Source organism: Bordetella genomosp. 10, assembly GCF_002261225.1.
Classification (GTDB): domain Bacteria; phylum Pseudomonadota; class Gammaproteobacteria; order Burkholderiales; family Burkholderiaceae_B; genus Bordetella_C.
Genome location: NZ_NEVM01000001.1, coordinates 1,388,887 through 1,409,984 on the forward strand (window position 1 = coordinate 1,388,887; position 21,098 = coordinate 1,409,984).

16 protein-coding genes are annotated in these 21,098 nt (G+C 65.9%); 7 read left to right on the top strand and 9 right to left on the bottom strand.

Annotated elements, in window-relative coordinates; genetic code table 11:
* Nucleotides 1–40 precede the first annotated feature (40 nt).
* The 4 genes from CAL29_RS06015 to tcuA are packed head-to-tail and all read right to left on the bottom strand — an operon-like array spanning nt 41 to nt 4,748.
* Nucleotides 41–1,054 (bottom strand): electron transfer flavoprotein subunit alpha/FixB family protein, encoded by a 1,014-nt coding sequence (locus CAL29_RS06015; protein WP_094852020.1) that lies wholly within the window; start codon nt 1,052–1,054, stop codon nt 41–43.
* Between the two features lie 12 nt (nt 1,055–1,066).
* Complete coding sequence (locus CAL29_RS06020; RefSeq protein WP_094852021.1) at nt 1,067–1,864, bottom strand: hypothetical protein; 798 nt, start codon at nt 1,862–1,864, stop codon at nt 1,067–1,069.
* A 14-nt stretch (nt 1,865–1,878) separates the two neighbouring features.
* Entirely contained in the window at nt 1,879–3,264 is a 1,386-nt protein-coding gene (locus CAL29_RS06025; RefSeq protein WP_094852022.1) for an FAD-dependent oxidoreductase, read from the bottom strand.
* Nucleotides 3,261–4,748 carry an FAD-dependent tricarballylate dehydrogenase TcuA gene (gene tcuA / locus CAL29_RS06030; RefSeq protein WP_094852023.1) on the bottom strand — a complete coding sequence of 496 codons (1,488 nt, stop codon included), beginning with the start codon at nt 4,746–4,748 and terminating at the stop codon, nt 3,261–3,263. Before tcuA ends, CAL29_RS06025 begins: the two co-directional genes overlap by 4 nt.
* 291 nt (nt 4,749–5,039) lie before the next feature.
* On the opposite strand from tcuA, the gene CAL29_RS06035 reads away from it, so the two are divergent.
* Nucleotides 5,040–6,671, top strand: a complete 1,632-nt coding sequence (locus CAL29_RS06035; RefSeq protein ID WP_094852024.1) for an ABC transporter substrate-binding protein — start codon at nt 5,040–5,042, stop codon at nt 6,669–6,671.
* Nucleotides 6,672–6,701: 30 nt separating this feature from the next.
* Here CAL29_RS06035 and CAL29_RS06040 read toward each other — a convergent pair whose 3' ends face one another.
* Entirely contained in the window at nt 6,702–7,499 is a 798-nt protein-coding gene (locus CAL29_RS06040) for a putative nucleotide-diphospho-sugar transferase (RefSeq protein ID WP_256977220.1), read from the bottom strand.
* A 238-nt stretch (nt 7,500–7,737) separates the two neighbouring features.
* Between CAL29_RS06040 and CAL29_RS06045 the strand changes: the two genes are divergently transcribed.
* From CAL29_RS06045 to CAL29_RS06055, 3 genes are all read left to right on the top strand, one after another.
* On the top strand, nt 7,738–8,973 hold the full coding sequence (locus CAL29_RS06045; protein ID WP_094852025.1) for a multidrug effflux MFS transporter: 1,236 nt from the start codon (nt 7,738–7,740) through the stop codon (nt 8,971–8,973).
* A gap of 444 nt (nt 8,974–9,417) precedes the next feature.
* Entirely contained in the window at nt 9,418–10,404 is a 987-nt protein-coding gene (locus CAL29_RS06050; protein WP_094852026.1) for an aldo/keto reductase, read from the top strand.
* A 44-nt stretch (nt 10,405–10,448) separates the two neighbouring features.
* Complete coding sequence (locus tag CAL29_RS06055; RefSeq protein ID WP_179283927.1) at nt 10,449–11,420, top strand: tripartite tricarboxylate transporter substrate binding protein; 972 nt, start codon at nt 10,449–10,451, stop codon at nt 11,418–11,420.
* 9 nt (nt 11,421–11,429) lie between these two features.
* Here CAL29_RS06055 and CAL29_RS06060 read toward each other — a convergent pair whose 3' ends face one another.
* The 4 genes from CAL29_RS06060 to CAL29_RS06075 all read right to left on the bottom strand — a co-directional run bounded on the left by CAL29_RS06060 (nt 11,430) and on the right by CAL29_RS06075 (nt 16,257).
* Nucleotides 11,430–12,191, bottom strand: coding sequence for an IclR family transcriptional regulator (locus CAL29_RS06060; RefSeq protein WP_094852028.1), 762 nt, complete (start codon nt 12,189–12,191; stop codon nt 11,430–11,432).
* Between the two features lie 183 nt (nt 12,192–12,374).
* Nucleotides 12,375–13,208, bottom strand: a complete 834-nt coding sequence (locus CAL29_RS06065; protein WP_094852029.1) for an IclR family transcriptional regulator — start codon at nt 13,206–13,208, stop codon at nt 12,375–12,377.
* Nucleotides 13,209–13,327: 119 nt separating this feature from the next.
* Nucleotides 13,328–13,930 (bottom strand): cysteine dioxygenase family protein, encoded by a 603-nt coding sequence (locus CAL29_RS06070; RefSeq protein WP_094852030.1) that lies wholly within the window; start codon nt 13,928–13,930, stop codon nt 13,328–13,330.
* On the bottom strand, nt 13,930–16,257 hold the full coding sequence (locus CAL29_RS06075; protein ID WP_094852031.1) for a molybdopterin-dependent oxidoreductase: 2,328 nt from the start codon (nt 16,255–16,257) through the stop codon (nt 13,930–13,932). Before CAL29_RS06075 ends, CAL29_RS06070 begins: the two co-directional genes overlap by 1 nt.
* A gap of 381 nt (nt 16,258–16,638) precedes the next feature.
* Between CAL29_RS06075 and CAL29_RS06080 the strand changes: the two genes are divergently transcribed.
* From CAL29_RS06080 to CAL29_RS06090, 3 genes are all read left to right on the top strand, one after another.
* Nucleotides 16,639–18,165 carry an aldehyde dehydrogenase gene (locus CAL29_RS06080; protein WP_094852744.1) on the top strand — a complete coding sequence of 509 codons (1,527 nt, stop codon included), beginning with the start codon at nt 16,639–16,641 and terminating at the stop codon, nt 18,163–18,165.
* A gap of 56 nt (nt 18,166–18,221) precedes the next feature.
* On the top strand, nt 18,222–19,571 hold the full coding sequence (gene purB, locus CAL29_RS06085; protein WP_094852032.1) for an adenylosuccinate lyase: 1,350 nt from the start codon (nt 18,222–18,224) through the stop codon (nt 19,569–19,571).
* Between the two features lie 97 nt (nt 19,572–19,668).
* A complete protein-coding gene (locus CAL29_RS06090) occupies nt 19,669–21,036 on the top strand; it encodes an MmgE/PrpD family protein (RefSeq protein ID WP_094852033.1) in 1,368 nt (455 codons plus the stop codon).
* The last annotated feature ends 62 nt before the right edge of the window (nt 21,037–21,098 follow it).

A 21,098-nucleotide genomic window follows, 5' to 3' on the forward strand; every position in this document is an offset into this window, starting at 1 on the left:
ATGAATGGTCTTCCCGTGGCGGCGCCTGGCGATGGCGAATTCAAGCGCCGCGGGTGTTGTCCAATGCGTCGAGCAGGGCCGGCAGCAGGGACTGCCATTCGGCCACGGCGCCGGCCTCGGCGACATTGAAGATGTTGGCGTCGGCGTCCTTGTTGATGGCGACGATGCGCGTGTGCGGATCTATGCCGGCCAGGTGCTGGGGCGTGCCGGAGATGCCGATGGCGAGATAGATGTCGGGGGCCACGTATTTTCCGGAAATACCCACCTGGCGCGTGACGGGCGCCCAGCCCGCGTCGACGGCGGGCAGGCTGGCGCCGACCGCGCCTCCCAGCCTATCCGCGATGCCGTACAGGAGCGGGAAGGCCGTGTCGCCGTCCAGGCCGCGGCCGCCGGCCACCACGACGCGGGCGCCGTCCAGGCCGGCGTGGGCTTCGTCGCGCGGCAGGCGCGTGAGCGGCTGCGCCGGCCGGGGCGCGGGCAGATTGTCGAGTATATGGGTGATCGTCTGCCGGGCGGACGTGGGCGCGGCGGCCTGGCCGGCCGGCGGACGAACCGGACGAACGGCGGCGATCGCGGCGCCCTCGCAGGCCAGGGTGACGCGCAGCCGGTTGCCGTAGGCGCCGCGCCGGGCATGTAGCGTGCCGTGCGCGTCGAATTCGAGGTCCGTGCAGCGGCCCAGCGGCGCGGCGTCCAGGCGCGCGGCCAGGGCGCCGGCGAAGGCTTCGTTCTCGGGATGGGCGGCCACCAGCATCAGGGCGCGGGGCGGCAGCGCCGCCGGCTCGCCGGGCCGCAGCGCCGCGGCGTACACGTCGGCGTATTGCTGCGTTTGCGAGACGTCCGGCGGCGTCGGGATGAACCACGCGTGGTCGACGCCGGCGGCCGCCGCGCTGGCCAGGGCGGCCTCGCGCGTGGCGGCCGGCCCGGCCAGCACGGCATGGGTCTCGCCGCCGTGGCGGCCGGCGAGCCGCCGGGCCAGGTCCATGAGGGCGCGGCCGGCCGCCGGATCTTCGCCGCAGCCGGGGATGAGCGCCAGGAACGTGGGGGTATCGGGCATGGATGGCCTCGCTCAGTGAGTGGCCGCGGCCGCGCGCAGGTAGTCCGCGAGCGCGGCTGCCTGCGATTCCACGGGCCCGGAGAACAGCCGGCAGGCCTGTGCGCCGCGCGCGGCGGTTTCGGCGGGGGCGGCCTGGGCCAGCGTCGCGCGCGCGGCGGCCGGGCCGTCGTCCGGCGCGGCCTGGTCGAACTTGAGCTGCTTGGCCAGCGCCACGTTCTTCATGAGCGGATGACGCAGTCGGTTGCGCTTGTCGTTGCTGATGCTGGCCATGGCGGGCGCGGGGAGGTCCAGCGCTTCGTCCTCCCGCGCGCCGCTGCGCAGCAGCGTCCAGCCGCCGCCGGCGCGCGCCTGTACCTGCAAGGCCAGGCCCACGTAGGGCAGGTCCCAGGACTCGGCCAGGTAGGCCGGGGCCATGCCGTCGTCCAGGTCGCCATGCTCGCGGCCGATGAGGACCAGGCCGGGCCAGGCATCGTCCTCGCGCAGCAGGGCGGGCGCGTGCCGCGCGAGCCAGGCCGGGTCGCCGCGTTGCGCGGCGGGCGGATTCAGGCCGCGCACCTGGTCGGGCTTGAGCGCCGCGACGGCCCGCATCAGCGCGATGTCCCGGGCGCCGTCGGTGACGATGGCCGTGACCCGCGTCGCCGCGCCCTGGTCGCGCAGCTTCAGCGCGATTTCCAGCGCGGCTTCGTCGAAGGGACTGAGCTTGTACGACACCGCGCCCGCGCCCGGCAGGTCGCGCCAGTCGCCCGATTCGGGCCGGGGCAGCGGCTTCCTGGGATCGGCCACGCCCGCGAGGAGCACCGCGATATGCATGACGGCCCTCCGTCTCAGCCCGCCAGCGCGGTGCGCGCGGCGATGCGGCCGAAGATGGCGGCCTTGCCCAGGGCGGAGCCGGTCATGTAGGCGGCGCCGTGCAGGCCTCCGACCACCTCGCCCGCCGCATACAGGCCCGGCAGCGTTTCGCCGTAGACGTCCCGCACCCGCATGGCGGCATCGACGCACAAGCCGCAGTAGGTGCCGTAGACGGCGGCGGTGGAGGGATAGGCGTAGAAGGGGGCGGTCTCGATCTTCACCAGCCTGCCGTGCTGGTGCACCAGGTGTTCGCGGCCGAAGTCGGGATCCCGGCCGGCCTCCACATAGCCGTTGTAGGCCTGGACGGTGTCGATCAGCGCACTGGCGGGCATTTCGATCTTCGTCGCGAGTTCTTCCAGGGTGTCGGCCTGGATGACCAGGCCTTCCTCGTGGCGCCGCTCGATGTCGAGGATGCGCGTCTGGTTGTCGCCGCTGTCGAAAATGGGCTGGTCGAAGATCTGGAAGGTGGCGCCATAGGGCTGCCGGATGCAGGCGTCGCCCAGCAGCTTGTACGAGATGGATTCGTCGACGTAGCGCTTGCCGTCCTGGTTGACGGCGATGGCGCCCTTGTACACCGCCAGCAGGCTGTGGTGGTTGGTCTCGTCGGTGGGGTGCTTGCCGTAGGTGCCCTTGATGTAGATCATGTCGCGGCAGTCGGCGCCCATCAACTGGGCCATCTTCAGCCCGTCTCCCGTGTTGCCCGCGCCGCCGATGAAGACCGCCGTTTCCTCGTTGTACTGGGGCGCGTAACGGTGGATCAGTCCGGCGTTCTGCACGAAGCCGCCGCTGGCCAGCACCACGCCGCGGCTGCCCAGCACCTTGAACGTCTCGCCCTCGCGCTGCGCGGTCACGCCCGCGATGCGGCCGTCTTGCGGATCGCGGACCAGGCGCAAGGCGCGGGTGTCCGTCAGCAGGCGGACGCGGCCGGTGCCCTTGGCGCTGGCCGCCAGCGCGCGCACGGCGTCGGCCGGGTCGACGTTCTGGACGCGCGGCACGGACTGGCCCGACGAGGTCTCGATATGCGGACCGAATCGAACCCCGGCCGCTTTCATCCATTCATAGGTGTCGAGCTGGTTGTCGACGTAGGCCCGCACCAGGCTTTCGTCGTTCTCGAATTGGCCGACCTCGCGCAGGTCCTTGAACAGCAGCGCGTCGGAGTCCTCCACACCGTTGGCGCGTTGCAGGTCGGTGCCGGCGAAGGCCAGGCAGCCGCCGGACATGGCCGAGGAACCGCCCGTCTCGGACAGTTTTTCCAGCAGGACGACGTCATGCCCGTCTTGCGCGGCCTGCAGCGCGGCCGCGAAGCCGGCCATGCCGGCGCCGACGACCACCAGGGTCGTGTTCAGATCGGAATTGCTCATGGCTTGTGGATAGGTTCGATGTGCGACGCGGCATGCGCGCCGGAAATGCGGCCCAGCACCGCGCCGGCGGTCAGGCCTATGCCGCCGGCGTACTTGACGTAGTAGAGACCGCCGACCATCTCGCCGGCCGCGTACAGGCCCGGCAGCGGCCGGTCGTCGCCGTCGAGCACCTGGCCGTTGGGGTTGACCTTGACGCCGGCATAGGTGCAGGTGATGCCGCAGGTGACCGCATAGGCGACGAAGGGGCCGGTGTCCAGCGGATGGGCCCAGTTCGACTTGGGCACGGCCAGGCCGCGCGTGCCGCGGCCATCCTTGACGGCGGGATTGAAGGGCACGTCCCGATCGATGGAGGCGTTGAATTCGCGCACGGTCTGCAGGAAGCCGCGCTGGTTGATGCCTTCCATTCGCGCGGCGAGTTCTTCCAGCGTGTCGGCCTGCAGGCGGGTGGCGTGCCGCACGCGGTATTCGTCGGGCAGCAGCCCCACCGTCTTGGCGTCGAAGACCTGCCAGGCCACGGCGCCGGGCTGGGCCAGCACGCGGGCGCCCATGCCCGAGTAGGTGTAGTTGCGGAAATCCAGCCCTTCGTCGACGAAGCGCCGGCCGTCGGCATTGACCACGATGCCCAGGTTGAAATAGTTCTTCTGCTGGTTGAGCAGGTCGATGTCGCCGAACGCCGGCGCGTTCAGGTCGTAGAACACGGCGTGGCAGCCGGTCCAGTTGCCGTGCGCGACGGCGCCGGCGCTGACCGCCATGTCGATGCCGTCGCCGGTGTTGTAGCGCGAGCCGCGCACCTTGGCGAGGTCCCAGTTCGGTCCCAGGTATTGGGCGCGCCAGCGCACGTTGGCATGGAAGCCGCCGGTGGCCAGCACCACGGCGCGTGCCCGCAGCGCGCGCGTCTCGCCGTCCTGTTCGATGGACAGGGTCCAGGCGTCGCCGGCGCGCTCCAGCCCGTGGGCGCGGGCGCCGTAGCGCAGGTCCAGGCCCAGCTTCTCGGCGCGCGCGTACAGCGACTGCATCAGCCCCAGGCCGCCGCCGGAGACTTCCACGGTCAGGCCGCCCCAGAACTTGTGCTTGCCGTCGACCTTGAAGGATTGGCGGCCGTAGATGGGCACGAAGCGCACGCCATGGCCGCGCATCCACATCATGGTGGGAAAGCTCCGGCTGACCACGGTGTCGAGCACGTCGGCGTCGGCGCGGTAGCCGCTCATGGCCACCGCCTCCTCGTAGAACTGGTCTTCCGTATAGCTGCCGAAATCGCTGTTGGCGAGCTCGTCCTCGCTCAGGTCGGGCATCAGCGTCTTCAGGTCGTCGCTGCCCTTGTAGGCGATGCGGAAGGCGCCGCCGGTGAAGGCGGAGCTGCCGCCGCGCTTGTCCTTGGGCGCGCGTTCGACGACGACGACCCGGGCGCCCGACTCATGCGCCGACAGGGCGGCGCACAGGGCCGCGTTGCCGCCCCCGATGACCGCGACATCGTAGGTTTCCATCGTTTGTCTCCATGTGTAGTCGTTGTGCGCCGAAGCTGTTCAAGGCGATTGTGCGTTGCGAGGGGGCGCGGGGGAATGCGCCCGGGGCGAAAGCGTTTTTCGATTTAATTGAACGTGCGGGAAATCCCCGGCCGGCGCGCGAACGCGCGGGTAATCCCGGGTGCCCGGGGGCGAGGGCAGGCGGGCGGGGCGTTGCTAGAATGACCTGCCGGGGCCTCGATGCCGCGGACGCGGCGGCCTCGGGATGCGTCTCCCGTCTTCCCGGCTTGCCCAATACAAGGGGTAATGACAATGACGGCAGGCACATCGAAGGCCGCCCGCGCGGCGCTTCTCGCGGTCTCGTTCGCATGGGCGGCGGGCGCCGCGCAGGCGCAAGACCGGATCTTGCGGATAGGGCTGGCGTCGGAGCCGACGTCCATGGACCCGCACTATCACCAGGCCACGCCCAACGATGCGCTGTCCGCGCATGTGTTCGAGACGCTGGTGGCCTCGGATGCGAAGATGAACCTGGCGCCGGGCCTGGCGACCGCATGGAAGCCCGTGGACGACACCACCTGGGAATTCACCTTGCGGCAAGGGGTCAGGTTCTCCAATGGCCAGCCATTCACGCCGGAGGACGTGATGTTCACGTTCTGCCGCGTCCTGAACAATCCGCAGGCCATCGCGAGCTCTTACGAGAATGTCGCGAAGAAGATAGAGGCCATGTCCGTGAAGGACGGTTCGACGCTGGTGGTGAAGACCAAGGCGCCGTACCCGTTGCTGGCGAACGAGCTGACGCGGATCTGGATCCTGTGGAGCGGCATCGTGCAGCACGATCGGATCCGTTTCGATCCCGCGCACAATTGCGGCGTGACGGGGCCGTGGCCGAAGATGGAGGACTTCAACTCGGGCAAGAACGCCATCGGCACGGGGCCGTACACCTTCAAGTCCTTCGTGCGGGGAACGGCGGTCACGCTGTCGCGCAACGAGGGCTACTGGGGAACGAAACCGGCCTGGACGGAAGTGAGGATGACGCCGGTGCCCGGCGCCGGCCCGCGGCTGACGGGCTTGCTGGCGGGGGACTTCGACCTGATCGAGAACCCGGCCGCGCGGGACCTGAAACGCCTGGACGGCGACGGCAAGCACAAGTACGTCGTCACGCCGTCGGCGCGCGTGCTGTTCCTGCAGATGGACGTGGCGCGGTCGCCCAGCCCGCAGGTGCATGCGCCCGACGGCAAGAACCCCTTGCAGGACGTGCGCGTGCGCAAGGCGATTTCGATGGCGATCGATCGCAAGACCATCGCGCAGCGGATCATGGACGGCGCGGCGACGCCGGCCAACCAGTTCCTGCCGGACGGGATGTTCGGGGCCTTGCCGCATGCGCCTGAACTCAAGTACGACCCCGCGGGCGCGAAGAAGCTCCTGGCCGAGGCGGGCTATCCGAACGGCTTCTCGATGACGCTTTCCGCGACGAACGATCGCTATATCAACGATGCCGCCGTGGCGCAGGCGGTGGCGCAGTACCTGACGCGGGTCGGCATCAAGACGGACGTGAACGCGATGACGCGGGCCTTGTTTTTCCCACAGCGCGCCAAGCGCGAATTCAGTTTCGCGATGGGCGGCTGGGGATCGGACACGGGCGAGGCCTCGTCGTTCCTGACGTATTGGGTGACGTCGCTGGACAAGCAGGCCGGCGCGGGAACCAGCAACTACGGCGGATTCTCGGATCCGGAATTCGACAAGGTGTTCCGCCAGGCGATCACGACGGTGGACCCGGGGCAGCGCGAGAAGCTTTTGCAGCAGGCGGTGCGGCGGGCGCTGGACCTGCTGCCCAGCATTCCCCTGCATTTCGAAAGCAGCGCCTGGGCTTTTCGTAGCGACATCGCGTACGAGGGGCGGGCCGACCAGTTGACCCTGGCGGCCTCGGCAAGACCGGTGCATTGAAGCGGGGCTTTCCATGCATGGGGCGGTGTTTCACTGCCGTGCGGCCGCGCCGCGCTCTGGCTCCGGGCCGAACAGCACTTGCTCTATGGCCACCGCGCGTTCGCGGCGGCGGCGCACGGCCTTGCCCGGGCGGCCGAACACGCGCTTGCGTTGCCTGACCTCGCGGCTGGCCTGCAGGTGCTCGATGTGGACGGCGTCGCAGGATTCGTTGTTGGTCTTGTCGAAGATCCAGCAGAAGGCGACCGGCAGGCGGCAAAGCCTGTAGCGCGGTTGGGCGCGCGCCGCGTCTTCCGCGATGAGGCGTTCCAGCACGACCTGGTCCCAGGCCTCCGGATCGGCCGCGCAGGCCCGCGCCCAGGCCTCCAGCAGCGCCGCGGCGGCGGCCGTGTCGTTGATCAACAGGGTGCCGCTGAGCAGATGGCCTTCCGGTTCGTAGTACGCGGCGATGTCGCAGTCCAGGGACAGCAATTCCGGCCAGGGGTTGCGATGAAAGACCGCGTCGACGTCGACGTAGAGCAGCGGGCCGCGATGCTTGCCGCGCAGGGCGGCCAGGACGCGGGGTTTCATGGCGGCGTTGCGCACCCATGAGCCGGTGGATTCGATGGGCACGACGTCGGCCGGCAGGCCAAGGAGCTCGGCGGAACGCAGGAAGCGGTTCTTTTCCGCTTCGTAGACGCTGTCCCGGGTGAAGAACGCGGCGATCATCCCCATGGGCACGGCCGCCGTCGCGGCGCGCCGCCGGAGTTCGGCCGGATCGGGGAAGTCGACGACGACGCGCTGGTGTTCCGGCGTCCATGCGGACCATTTACGCCGCAAGCGATGCAACATGGAAACCCTCTTCTCGCCCACGCGGGACGACATGCATAACGTGGGGGCGATTCTAGGTAGGGCAACGTCGAATTGGCATGAGAAAACGCCGGATTCACAGAGATTTGCGCGTTGCAAGCCTTGCTTTCACTCTTGCGGCAAGTGTGGAGGGAATGTGCATAAATCGGCCTGCGCTAAACTGTAACGGCGTGCCGCCGCCACGAGCGGCGGCATCCCGTCTCCCTCGCCTACCTCGTCGATGAACCTCCGGCCGCGTTTCCGCATTTCCCCCCATTCCTTCTATTTCATTCTTTTCTGCGGCGCGCTTGCCGCGCTTGCGTCCCTGTCGATAGACGTCGGCCTGCCCGCTTTCGGCGCGGTCGCGCGCGACATGAATACCGACGCGGCGCGGGTCGCCCTCAGCCTCAGCATCTTCTTCGTCGGTTTCGCGGCGGCGCCGCTGGTCTACGGGCCCTTATCGGACCGCCTGGGCCGCCGGCCGGTGCTGCTGACCGGCCTGGTCGTCTACACGCTGGGCGGCGCGGGCTGCACCTTCTCCAACACCATCGATACCTTCCTCGCCTGGCGCCTGTTGCAGGGCGCGGGCGCCGGGGCGGGCGCGGTGCTGTCCATGAGCCTGGTGCGCGACCATTTCGACGGCGTGAAGGTGCGCACGCTCCTGTCGAACATCGCCATCATCCGCGTCATCGCGCCCATGGTGGCGCCTTCGGTCGGCGCCTTCCTGCTGGAAGTGGCGCACTGGCGCGCCATCTACGCGATGATGATGATAGGCGGCGTGGTCGTGCTCGGCGTCGTGTGGCTGGGCCTGGAAGAGTCGGCGCCGCGCCTGCGCGCGGGCGCGGAACAGCGGCCGCCCTCGGTTTCCGTGATGGGCGCCTATATGGCCTTGCTGCGCAAGCCCGTGTGCGTCGCCTATATGCTGATCTGCGGCCTGGGTTTCGGCAGCCACTTCGCCTACGTCACCGGATCGTCGCTGGTGCTGATGGAGGCGCTGGGCGTGCCGCCGCAGTCCTTCGGCCTGCTGTTCGGCGCGGCGGCCGCCTGCATCATGCTGGCGTCCTACCTGAGCGGCCGCATGGCGGGCTATGTGCCCGGCGATCGTTTGATCAAGATCGGCCTGAGCGTCGCGCTGGTGTCGGCGATGGTCATGCTGGCGCTGACCCTGACGCATCTGGTGCGCGCCTGGAACCTGGCGCCGCTGTTCATGCTGAATGCCTTTTGCTACGGCCTGATCACGCCCAGCGTCCAGCAGGGCGCGCTGCAGCCGCTGGGCAATATCGCCGGCTCGGCCGCGGCCGTGATGAACGCGCTGATGATGGGGATCGGCGCTTTCTCCAGTTGGCTGGTCAGCGACCTCTTCGCGCGCGTCGGCGTGCTGGCGGTGACGGGCTGCATGGCGATCTTCTGCGCCCTGGCCCTGCTGGTGTTCGCGCTGATGACGAAGCTGCGCGGCGCGGGGCCGGCGGAGGCATGACGCAAGATCCAGGCTTGCGTCGATAGTCCATAACACCCACGGCATCGCAGCCGTCGGGCAGTGGCCGCCATCGTGATGACGGCCGCCACCATCTCCAGGCTTTGAATGCAGGAAACGAACCGCGGTCCGGTACCCAGGTACGGACCGCGGGGACCCGTCTGCGCGTTCCGCGCATGTGAGAGAGCCTTCCAGTGGCGGGGAAGGGGCGGTTTCCGGGGAAAGGATGCTTAATTATGAATCGCTGTTCTATGTTGTAGAACAGTTTCAAATTGACTCAAATTCGCCCGCCCTCATCTTTTTTCATATAGCCCTTTGATTCCATTCGCAGGAGATTTGCGCCGGGTAGGTGGAAACGCCGTTGACAAGTCGTTGTTGTCTTCTTAGCATGATCCAACAATATTTGTACATTGATCCCAATTTATGGGATTTATAACGGAGGAGACCATGAACGATAAGCATCCCAGCGGCAACCCGAAGGTCGAGGCGGCACTCGGTACCATGGCAATGACGGGCTGCTATGGCGAGGTGTCCCGCAAGGACGCCATCGAGACGGTGCATGCCTTCCTGGACGCCGGCTACCGTTGCATAGACACGGCCGACCTGTACGCGGATGGCGATAACGAGGAATTGATCGGCGAGGCCATCAAGGGCCGGCGAGATCAGGTAATGCTGGTGTCGAAGTTCGGCTTCCTCTTCGGCAAGACTTCCGATGCCAAGGGACTGGATGCGCGTCCCGAACGGGTCGAGAAGTGCTGCGACGCCAGCCTGAAGCGCTTGGGCGTCGACCACCTGGATCTGTTCTACCTGCACCGGGTCGATCCCAATGTGCCGGTCGCCGAGACGGTCGGCGCGATGGCGCGCCTGGTCGAGAAGGGCAAGGTCAAGGCGCTGGGTATTTGCGAACTGAGCGAAGCCACGCTGATGAAGGCGCTGGCCGTGCACCCCATCGAGGCCGTGCAGTGCGAGTACTCCCTGTGGAGCCGCGACCCCGAACGGAACATCCTGGGGGTGTGCGAGCGCCTGGGCATTTCCTTTTTCGGCTACGCGCCGCTCGGGCGCGGCTTTCTGACCGGCCAGATCAAATCGCCGGCCGACATTCCCGAGGGCGACCAGCGCCACGAATATCCGCGGTTCAAGGGCGAGAATTTCAAGAAGAACCTTGAACTGGTCGAGCGCGTGAAGGATTACGCGGCGTCCCTGAAGGTGACCCCGGCACAATTGGCGATTGCCTGGATCCGCCGTACCGGGCAGGTCATTCCCATCCTCGGCGCCACCACCGCCGCGCAGATCAGGGAGAACCTGGCCGCATTGAAGATACGCCTCACCGATGCGCAGTTGCAGGAACTCGAGTCCGTTCTCCCCGCCTCCGTATGGGCCGGGGATCGTTACCCGGCTTCAGCCATGAAGCGCCTGGATGCGGATGTGAGCTGAAAGGCTGCGAATTCGCCAGCGTGCACAATCAAAGGAGATGCATCATGCGTATCGCTACGCTTGCTTTACTTGCCGCAGCAGCCGTCGTCCCCGCCGCGCCATCCGTCGCGTCCCCATCCAGCTTTCCCGACAGGCCGGTCGTCCTGGTCGTGGGTTATGTGCCTGGCGGCCCGGCGGACACGCTGGCGCGCAAGGTCGCCAGCGAATTGGGCAAGATATGGCACCAGTCCGTCGTGGTCGAGAACCGTCCCGGCGCGACCGCGACGATCGCGAACGCCTATGTGGCCAAGGCTGCCCCCGATGGTTATACGCTGCTCGTCGCCGCGAATGACTATGTCACGAGCAAGTACGTCATCGACAACCTGCCTTACGAAATGGGCAAGTCCCACGTGGCGGTCGGCATGATCGCGACCGCGCCGAATATCGCGGTCGTGCCCTCCCAATCCGATATCAAGACGCCCAAGGCGTTCATGGCCTGGGTCAAGGAAGGGAAGGGGCTGACCTATGCGTCGACGGGCGTGGGCAGCACGTCGAATCTGGCGGGAGAGATGTTCAAGAAGCTCACGGGCGCCAATATCCTGCACATCCCGTACAAGGGCGTGGGGCAGTGGCTGCCCGACTTCATGTCAGGCCGGATCACGATGGCCTTTCCCTCCCTGCCGTCCGTGACCGCGCTGATAGACGCCAAGCAGATCAGGGTGATCGCGGTGGCCCAGAAGCAGCGTTCGACCTTGCTGCCCGACGTGCCGACGTTCGCCGAAGTGGGCTTGCAGGGTTTCGACATCAGCACCTGGTGGGGCCTGATGGCGCCGCGCGGCACGCCGCCGAAAATAGTGGAAAAGATCAACGCCGACCTGAACGCCGCGCTCAACAGCGACGATGTCAAGAAGGCGTGGAAGACCTTGGGGGTGGAGGTGACTCCGCAGTCTCCGGCCCAATTCGCCGAGGTGATCCACAAGGATGAAAAAACGCTTCAATCCATGGTGTCGGCGCTGAATCTGAAATCATCGCAGTAAGCGCCGGGATCAGTTCAGCGCGGTTTCGTCATGGCCCAGGTTCTTGGATATCTCGTGCGCGCATTTCTTGACGTCCAGGCTCCAGGCCTTCATCTTCGCGGGCGTCAGCCTGTCCAGCGGACCGGAGATGCCGACCGCCGCGACGACTTGGTCCAGGCAATTGAAGATGGTCACGGCGACCCCGCCGACGCCCTCGCGCCATTCGCCGCGGTTGATGGCATAGCCGTTGCGCACGACCTTGCGCAGTTCTTCCTTCAGGACGGGGACGGAGACCAGCGTGGCTGGCGTGTGCCGGATCATGTGACCGGTCAATCCATCCACATAGTCTTCGGGTTGGTGGGCAAGGAGGGCCTTGCCGGTGGCCACGGCATAGGCGGGCGCGCGCCCGCCTATCATCGAATACGCCCTGATCGGCATGGCGCTGTCTATCTTGTCGACGTAGACCACGTCAAAGCCGTCGAGAACGGAAAGATGAACCGTTTCGCCGGTCTTGTCCGCCAGCGCGCGCATGAAAGGCGTGGCGAGCCGCCGCACGTCCAGGTGGGCCAACTGCCGGGCGGCCAGTTCGAAAAGGCGGATGCCGCCGCGATAGCTGCCGCCTTCCCCATCCTTGGTGACAAACCCGGCGTGCATCAAGGTTTGCAGCGTGCGATGCGTGTTGCTGCGTGTCAGTCCTACCCGCGAGGCCAGCGACTCGATCGTCTGGACGCGGTCTTCCGTTTCCATCACGGCCTCCAGCACCGCCAGCCCTTTCAATAAAGTCTTGTCCATCGCCGCATCCTAAATATTGGGATCGATAAAATAGCATAGCTTACCGGTTGCCCGACGGCCCCAAAATTTATGGGAAGGAGTACGAAAGCCTGGCGATGTGTTTCCTGTCCCGGAAGGGGGGCAGGCCATGCGTGCCGCCGTGGGCTATCCGCATGGCACACGGCGTTTTGCGAAGTTCCGCGATCAGGAAGCGGGCGCGTCCGCCGATTCCTTCAGGTCCTTCAGGTCTTTCAGGTCCTTGAGGTCCTTCAGGTCCGAGGTATAGATATGGTCGCCGAAATAACCCAAGGCCCGGGAGATGGCATCGGCGGCGCCCGTGACCAGTTCGGCGAAAGCGCGCATGGTCTTCGGATTCAGGCGTTCCAGCGGGGCGGATACGCCGATGGCGCCGCGGATGGTATTGGCGGCGTCGAAAATCGGCGCGGCGATACCCCCGACCTCCGCATGCCATTCGCCGCGATTGATCGCGAAGCCGCGCCGTCGCGTCCTGGCCATTTCCGCTTTCAACTGCTCGATGCCGGCGATGGTCAGGGAAGTGAATCGGCGGAATTCGCCGCAGACTTGCGCGAGCTCATCGTCGGCCAATGCCGAGAGCAGGGCTTTCCCGGTTGCCACCGCGTAGGCGGGCGCGCGCCCGCCGACCTGAGCGAACGTTCCGACAGGATGCGCGCAGTTGATCTTGTCGATGTAGATGGCGTCGCCGCCATGCCGGATCGAGAGGTGGACGCTTTCCCTGGTGGCCTGCGACAGTTCCAGCAGATAGGGGCGGGCGACGTTGCGCAGATCGAGCCGATTGCCCAGTTGCGCGCCCAACTGCCAGAGTTTCAGCGTGCATTGGTAGCGATTGGTAATCGGGTCCTTGGTGGCATAGCCGCACAGGACCATGGTCTGCAGCAGGCGATGCACGTTGCTCTTGGTCAGGCCCAACTCGGCGGCGAGTTCGGTAATGCCATAAGGTTCCTCGCGCGCCACCATGGTTTCGATTAGCGCAAGGCCTTTATAGAAAACTTTCTCCATATGGTCCCTGTATCTGACGGGCCGGGCGGCATGGGGCGCCCAGCGCCTCCAAAACCCGCATGGCCCTGATTGTAGCGAGCAGGGGGGCCGGCATCCTGCGCTATGCCGGCATGGCACGCCTACGCGGCGCCCCAGATGTTGGGCACCATCGAATTGGCATAGCCGGAAACGAAGTCCTTGACGGCCGCGGTGGACGGGTCGAAGACATGGCGATGGATCTTGCCGATATTGCCGCTGTAGAAATGGATGCTTATCGACACTTTGTCGTCGTAGGCATTGCGGACCTGGTGGATGTCCTGGTCGCCGGTGGGCGTCACCTTGCCGATGTCGCCGGGTTTCAGCATTTCCAGTTCCCCGTCGGCGACCAGCTTGCCGCCGGCGAGGCGAAAGGGCTGGGAATGTTCCTCGCCGCGCAGCATGCCGATCAATCCCCAGACGGTGTGGTCGTGTACCGGGGTGCCCTGGCCCGGCCCCCATACGAAGCTGACCAGGCTGAAGCGCTCCAGCGGATCGCAATGCAGCAGATGTTGCTGGTAGTACGCAGGGTGCGGTTGCGCGCAAGCCTCCGGCAGCCAGTCGTCCTGCCGGATCAATTCCGCGAGCGCCGAGCGGACCTTGGGCATGAGCAGCGTTTCGCGCTTCGCTGCCTCCCAGTCCGCGGGACAGTCGTCATAGGCCTGAGTGACGGTGGTGACGAAATGATAGAGGCGTTGCAGTCCCATTAGGGTTCTCCACGAGATAGGAAAGGAAGGTCATGGGCCGTCACGCGCGGCGGCGCGCCGGCATAGCGTTCTATGTCGACCAGGCAGGTCTGGGCGCTGCAACCCTGGGAGAAGGATGAGGCCGGAACGTCCGCGGTCAGGACGTTGGGGTTGCCGTGCTTGTCCATGTTGTTGCCGGGCGCCCAGTTTTCCGGGTCGAACCAGGCGCCCGTGGACAGCTTGAGAACATTGCGCCGGACATCGGCGGTGAGCAGCGCGCCGGCGAGGCAACTGCCGCGGGCGTTGTACAGCCGGACGACATCGCCGTCGCGGATGCCCCGTTCCCTGGCGTCCTCCGGATGTATCCACACCGGCTCGCGGCCCTGTATCTTGGCCTCGATGCTGTGGGGACTGTGGTCCAGTTGGCTGTGCAAACGCCTTGCCGGCTGGTCGGTAATCAGGTGGAAGGGATGGATCCGCGCCTTGCCGGAACCCAGCCATTCGTGGGGTTCGATCCATACGGCATGGCCCGGGCAATCGTCATGGCCGTACCCGGCAATGCGCTCGCAGAAGATCTCGATTTTTCCCGAAGCCGTCTTCAAGGGATGGGCTTCGGGATTCTCGCGGAAATCGGAGAGCAGGACGACGGGCTCGTCGAGCTGTTCGATTTCCACGAGATCCCGGCTCCAGAACGCCTGGAATGAGGGAAGCCGGACTCCGGCGTCCCGCGCCTTGCCTATCCACTCGTCATACAGGTGCTCCAGCCATTGCATCTCGTCACGCCCTTCGGTGAAGGTTTCCCCGGCGCCCAGCCTTGCCGCCAGCTCGCTGAAGATGGCGTAGTCATCGCGGGATTCCCCTTCGGGCGCCATGGCGCGCTTCATGGGCGCGACGTAGGGCTCGCGCTGTGCGTAGAAGATGTCATTGCGCTCCAGGCTGGTCGTGGCGGGAAATACGATATCGGCGAGCTTGGCGGTAGGAGTCCAGTATTGTTCGTTGACGATAATGGTTTCCGGCTTGCGCCAGGCGCGCAGCAGGCGGTTCAGGTCCTGATGGTGATGGAAGGGATTTCCGCCTGCCCAGTAGACGAGGCGGATATCGGGATAGGACCGGGTCTGCCCGCAATAGGTGTAAGTATCGCCGGGATGCAGCAGCATGTCGGCGATACGGGCCACGGGAATGAAATCGTCGACGCTTCCGCGGCCCTGCGACAGGGTGGGGCCGCGGAACTTGCGGTAGCGGCTTCCCATGAGGTTCTCGGCGCCGTAGCAGACCCCGAAGCCGCCGCCGGGCGTGCCTATCTGCCCCAGCATGGCGGCCAGCGACAGCAAGGCCCAGTAGGGCTGTTCGCCATGGTGGGCGCGTTGCAGCGACCAGGCCATGTTGATCATGCAACGGGCGCCGGCCATGTCGCGCGCGAGCGCGATGATGTCCTTTTCGCCGATGCCGGTGATGCCGCTGGCCCATGCCGCGGTCTTCGCGACCCCGTCCTCGCGTCCCAGGACATACTGTTCGAACTTCTCGAAGCCCACGCAGTAGCGCTGGATGAAGCGCTTGTCATGCCGGTCTTCCGCCAGCAGCGTATGCGCGATGCCGAGGATCAGCGCGGTGTCCGTGTTGGGCCGGATGGGCATCCATTCGAAGTCCCGGCCGGTATCGATATCGCTGCGGACGGGGCTGATGTTGATGAAACGTACGCCATGTCCGGCCAATTCCCGCAAGCTGTCCTTGACGAGATGCCGCGCGGTGCCGCCGACGGCGATCTGCGCGTTCTTCCGCGGGACGCCGCCAAACGTGACGAATAACTGGCAGTGCTCGCGCAGGGTCTTCCAGTCCGTGTGGTCGGCCATGAGCTCGTCCATCGGCATGACCAGGTAAGGCATCAGCGTCCGCGCGGCGGCCAGGCTGTAGGAGTCCATGTGGCGCACATAGCCGCCGATCGCATTGAGGAAGCGGTGGACCTGGCTTTGCGCATGGTGAAAGCGGCCGGCGCTGGACCAGCCGTAGGAGCCGCCGAATATGGCGCCGTTTCCATGGGCGGAGCGCACGCGAGCCAACTCCCGCGAAGCCAGGCCCAGGGCCTCGTCCCATCCCACTTCCACGAACCGTTCGTCGCCGCGCGCCCGCGTGTCTTCACGGGTCAGGCCGCGCGCATGGCGCAGCCAACCTTCCCGTACCGCGGGACGCAGGACACGGTTGCGCGCGACCTCCCGGGAGCCCATGTGCAGGCCGATCTCCGAGGGGTCAGGGTCGTCATGGAAGGGACGCAGCGTCGGCCGGCCGCCGTTCCGGGCCGGCGTTACTTCGTAAAGCCCCCAATGCGCCGCGGTGTAGGTGCGTCCCGTCATGGTCTTCAGAGCGTCTGGTTCTCGTTCGGAAGTAGATTATCGTGTTCCAAATATTGATTCAATGGTTTTATATTATGGAAATATGCTTAGGTGATAACGCTAGTTGTGACCCGGACTGTTTTGTGCGCGAAGGGCCCCGTCCAGGCCTTTTCCCGAGAGAAAACCACAGAATAACAAGGGCGTAGAGAGATTGGGTTTCCCGGTCGCACGGAAAAGGCTTCCCCTGTCGAGGCGCCTTGACGATTTGGGACGCGCTTCCTATCATGCAATGGGTTTTCACAGCATAGAACATGGCATCAGGAATTTGGGATGGCGTGTTCGATCCCCTGGCCCGATGCCCATGGTGGACAGGGCCGCCATTTCCGATACGAGGTTCGTTTCATGGCCCAGGCGACACAGCTTCCCCTTCCCCGCGGTCCTCTCGCGACGCATGGCGATTTGCCGCACTACGGCGTTCATATCGACGGAGAACACCGCGCCCCCGTTTCCAAGAAGTACTTCGCGACCACCCAACCCTACGATGGCAAGACGTGGGCGATGATCGCCGACGCCGGCGCGGAGGACGTGAATAGCGCCGTGCAGTCCGCCTGGCGCGCCGGCAATGAGGGCCCCTGGGCAAGCATGAGCGCCAGCGAGCGTGGCCGTCTCATGCGCAAGCTTGCCGACCTGGTCGCGGCGAACGCCTCGTGGCTGGCGGATATCGAACGCCGGGACAATGGCAAGCTGGTTACCGAGGTATCGGGCCAGGTGAAGTACGTGGCCGACTACCTGCATTACTACGCGGGCCTGGCCGACAAGTTCGAAAGCTCGGTCATTCCCACCGACAAGAAGGGCGTGTTCGCCTACACCAAGCACGAACCCAAGGGCGTGGTGGCGATCATAACGCCATGGAATTCCCCCTTGTCCTTGACGGCATGGAAGCTCGGTCCCGCGCTGGCCGCCGGCTGCACCGCCGTGGTCAAGCCCTCGGAATTCACTTCCGCTTCCATGATCGAATTCGCCGCCTTGATCGAGGCGGCCGGCATCCCTCCCGGCGTGGTGAACGTGATGACCGGGGGCGCGAAGACCGGTGAAGCCCTGGTTACGCACGACAAGGTGGCGCATGTCGGGTTTACCGGCGGCGGCGAGGCGGGCCGGAAGATTTACGAGATGGCCGCGCGTGGCCTGAAAACCGTGACCCTGGAGTTGGGCGGCAAGTCGCCCAATATCGTCTTTGACGACGCGGACCAGGAACAGGCTGTCAAAGGCGTCGTGGCCGGCATCTTCGCGGCCTCGGGGCAAACCTGCATCGCCGGATCGCGCCTGCTGGTGCAGCGCAGCATCCATGACGCCTTCGTCAAGCGCCTGATCGACTTCGTATCGACCGCGAAACTGGGCGATCCGGGGCTGGAGGAAACCCAGATCGGACCCATCGCCACGCCGGCTCAGTTCGACAAGATCATGTCCTACATCGAGATCGCGAAGAAGGAGGGCGCCAAGTGCGTGCTGGGCGGAAAGGCCCGGCCCGACATCGGCGCCGGCAGGTTCGTCGAGCCGACCATCTTTACCGGCGTCGACAACGCCATGCGCATCGCGCAGGAAGAAGTCTTCGGTCCCGTGCTGAGCGTCATCCCCTTCGACACGGAGGAGGACGCCATCCGGATCGGCAACGATATCGCCTTCGGCCTGGCGGCCGGCGTCTGGACCACCAGCCTGAAGCGTTCGCTGATGATGGCGGATCGCCTGAAGGCGGGGACGATCTGGATCAACAACTATCGCTCCACCAGTTTCACGTCGCCGTTCGGCGGCTACAAGCAGTCCGGTGTGGGCCGGGAGTCGGGTATCGAGGCGATACGCGACTACGTCCAGACCAAGTGCGTATGGATATCCGCCGACCTCGAGGTCGCGAATCCATTTGGACGCCGTTGATCGAGCCGGGCGCCGCCCGCATCGATTTACGATTTTCAAGAATATGGAGACAAAACATGGCTGCTTATGTGATTGATAGTGTGTTGTTCCGCGACCAATTCGGGACGTCCGAAATGCGCGACATCTTTAGCGACGAAACCACCGTGCAACGCTGGCTGGACGTCGAATCGGCCCTGGCCAAGGTCCAGGAGGAGATGGGAATCATCCCGAAGGCGGCCGCGAGGGAGATCCAGGCCAAGGCCAAGGTCGAGAACATCGACCTGGTCGAGCTCAAGGCCGAGATGGATCGCACGTCGCACCCCATCGTTCCCTTGCTGCGGGCCATGAAGAAGGCGTGCGCGGGCGATGCCGGTGAATACGTCCATTGGGGGGCCACGACCCAGGACATCGTGGACACCGGTACGATCCTGCAGATCCGCGACGCGCTGGCGGTCGTGGAAAATCATATGCGCGCGGTCCACCAGAACGTCCGCGATCTGGCCAAAAAATACCGCGACGTGACGATGGTCGGCCGCAGCCATGGCCAACAGGCGCTGCCCATCACCTTTGGCTTCAAGGCGGCGGTGTGGGCCGAGGAGATGCGCCGCAATATCGAGCGGGTGCAGCAGATGCGGCCGCGCGTGCTCGTCGGCCAGTTTTCCGGCGCGGTGGGCACGCTTGCCGCGCTGGACGACAACGGCATCGAAGTCCAGGAGCGCCTGTTCAAGGAATTGGGCCTGGGCTGCCCCGCCATCACCTGGCACGTCTCGCGCGACGCGATTGCCGAATTGGCCTGCGTATTGTCGATCTGCGCCAATACCGCGGGCAAGATCGCACACGAAATCTACAGTCTGCAGAAGACGGAGACCGCCGAGCTGGAGGAACCGTTCGCCACGGGGAAGGTCGGCAGCAGCACCATGCCGCACAAGCGCAACCCGCCTGCCTGCGAGACGGTCATCGCGCTGGCCCGCCTGGTTCGCGGGCTGGTGCCCAGCGCCATCGAGAGCGTCATGGCCGAGCATGAGCGCGACAAGGTGGTCTTGCAGATGGAGCGGGAACTGATCCCCCGGCTGTTCTCGATGACCGACGCCGCGCTCAAGAAGATAGCCGCGGTGACGGCCGGCCTGAGCGTGCGCACGCAGAACATGGAGCGAAATCTCTATGTGCAGAATGGCTTGCTGTTGTCGGAGGCGGTCATGATGAAACTCGGAGAAACGCTGGGCCGGCAGGAAGCGCACGAGATCGTCTATCGGATCTGCATGGACGTCTTCGAAAAGGGAGGAAGCCTGAAGGATGCCTTGATGGCCGACCCCGAAGTGGCGTCGCGCCTGAACGAGGGGGATATCGACGCCATGCTCGATCCCCATGCCTACACGGGCAAGGCGGGGGTATTCGTCGACCGCGTGGTGCAGCAAAGCGCCGGCTGATTCCGGCCTGTCGGCCGTGCACATCCTTCCCATTGCGCGCTGTCCGCGCCTCGCGCCGTTCGCGAGGTCGCGGATGCCTCCCTGAACCAGGATAGACATGTCACTACCGGAAACCGAGCTGTCCTCGATACCCATGACCCGCCAACTGGCCGATCAGGCGCTCGGTTTCGGCACGCCGGACGTGCCCGACGACGTGCGCGAGATCGGCCGCCACTGTCTGCTGGACTGGTTCAGCGTAGGACTCGCGGCGTGGGACAGCCCGCCGATGCAGGCATTGCGGGCGTGGATCGCGCTGGAGCCTTCGCCGGGGCCGTGCAACCTGCTCGGTTCGCCGCAACGCGTTTCGGCCTCGCAGGCGGCCCTGGTCAACGGCACCGCGGGGCATATGCTGGATTTCGACGATGCGCACTTGCCTTCCCGCGTGCATCCCTCCGCGCCGCTGTGGCCCGCCATCCTGGCGCTGGCACAGGCGCGCCGGCTTTCCGGGGCGGAAGCGTTGGCGGCCTTCGCCGCCGGCGTGCAGGTGCAGAGCCGGCTGGGCGTCGTCATGGGAAACAGCCACTATCGCGAAGGCTGGCACAACACCGCTACCCTGGGTACGTTCGGCGCAACCGCCGCCGCGGCCCGGCTGCTCGGCATGAACGAGGAAGCGCTGTGCCGCGCGTTCGGTTTCGCCGCCACCTTGACCGGCGGGTTGCGCAGCGTCTTCGGCTCGCCCGCCAAGCCCCTGCATGCGGGCCGCGCCGCCGCCAATGGCCTGATGGCGGCCGGGCTGGTCGACCAGGGCATGCAGACCTTCGACGACCTCCTCGAACGGCCGCGCGGTTTCGTGCAGGTCTATGCGCGCGATTTCGATCCGTCGCGGATCCAGCCGGAGGCAGGTTCGTGGGAAGCGCGCCGCATCGTCTTCAAGTATCACGCGTCCTGCTACGGTACCCAGGCGCCCATCGAGGCCGCGCTGGCGCTGCGCGATCGCGTTGCCCGCGCCGGCTGCCGCCGGGTGGACGTTCACGTGGAACCGCAGTACATGAGTGTCTGCAATATTGCCCGGCCAACCAGCGTGTCGGAAGCCAAATTCAGTATTGCGCACATGGTGGCCCTGGCATTGGCGGGCCGCGACACCAGCAATGAAGAGAATCTTTCCGGAAGCGCGCTGGTCGATCCGGACGTCGTGGCGTGGCGCGACCGGGTCCACGTGCACGGCGATGCGGAGGTGCCGCGCGCGAACGCGCGCGTAACGCTAGACGATGGAAAAGACAGGGTGACGCATACCCATGACGCGAGCCAGCCGCAGGCCGACCTGAAGCAGCAGCGCCGTCGTCTGCTCGACAAATCGTCGGCGCTATTGCGTCCCCGCTACGGCGAACGGGCGGTCGCGCGGATGCAGGAGCGGTTGCTGGATATAGCGCAGCAGCCCTCGTTGACCGACTGGCTGCACGATACGGTGCTGGAGCTGGATAGGTAGCGCAGGATATAACCGTCCGTCACCGTGCCTTGCCGGGGAAAGGCACGGTGACGGGCGCCGTT

Excerpts from the sequence above, each read along its gene's own strand:
- CAL29_RS06015 (WP_094852020.1), bottom strand. The coding sequence starts at position 1,054 with ATGCCCGATACCCCCACGTTCCTGGCGCTCATCCCCGGCTGCGGCGAA.
- CAL29_RS06020 (WP_094852021.1), bottom strand. The coding sequence starts at position 1,864 with ATGCATATCGCGGTGCTCCTCGCGGGCGTGGCCGATCCCAGGAAGCCG.
- CAL29_RS06025 (WP_094852022.1), bottom strand. The coding sequence starts at position 3,264 with ATGAGCAATTCCGATCTGAACACGACCCTGGTGGTCGTCGGCGCCGGC.
- tcuA (WP_094852023.1), bottom strand. The coding sequence starts at position 4,748 with ATGGAAACCTACGATGTCGCGGTCATCGGGGGCGGCAACGCGGCCCTG.
- CAL29_RS06035 (WP_094852024.1), top strand. The coding sequence starts at position 5,040 with ATGACGGCAGGCACATCGAAGGCCGCCCGCGCGGCGCTTCTCGCGGTC.
- CAL29_RS06040 (WP_256977220.1), bottom strand. The coding sequence starts at position 7,499 with ATGTTGCATCGCTTGCGGCGTAAATGGTCCGCATGGACGCCGGAACAC.
- CAL29_RS06045 (WP_094852025.1), top strand. The coding sequence starts at position 7,738 with ATGAACCTCCGGCCGCGTTTCCGCATTTCCCCCCATTCCTTCTATTTC.
- CAL29_RS06050 (WP_094852026.1), top strand. The coding sequence starts at position 9,418 with ATGAACGATAAGCATCCCAGCGGCAACCCGAAGGTCGAGGCGGCACTC.
- CAL29_RS06055 (WP_179283927.1), top strand. The coding sequence starts at position 10,449 with ATGCGTATCGCTACGCTTGCTTTACTTGCCGCAGCAGCCGTCGTCCCC.
- CAL29_RS06060 (WP_094852028.1), bottom strand. The coding sequence starts at position 12,191 with ATGGACAAGACTTTATTGAAAGGGCTGGCGGTGCTGGAGGCCGTGATG.
- CAL29_RS06065 (WP_094852029.1), bottom strand. The coding sequence starts at position 13,208 with ATGGAGAAAGTTTTCTATAAAGGCCTTGCGCTAATCGAAACCATGGTG.
- CAL29_RS06070 (WP_094852030.1), bottom strand. The coding sequence starts at position 13,930 with ATGGGACTGCAACGCCTCTATCATTTCGTCACCACCGTCACTCAGGCC.
- CAL29_RS06075 (WP_094852031.1), bottom strand. The coding sequence starts at position 16,257 with ATGACGGGACGCACCTACACCGCGGCGCATTGGGGGCTTTACGAAGTA.
- CAL29_RS06080 (WP_094852744.1), top strand. The coding sequence starts at position 16,639 with ATGGCCCAGGCGACACAGCTTCCCCTTCCCCGCGGTCCTCTCGCGACG.
- purB (WP_094852032.1), top strand. The coding sequence starts at position 18,222 with ATGGCTGCTTATGTGATTGATAGTGTGTTGTTCCGCGACCAATTCGGG.
- CAL29_RS06090 (WP_094852033.1), top strand. The coding sequence starts at position 19,669 with ATGTCACTACCGGAAACCGAGCTGTCCTCGATACCCATGACCCGCCAA.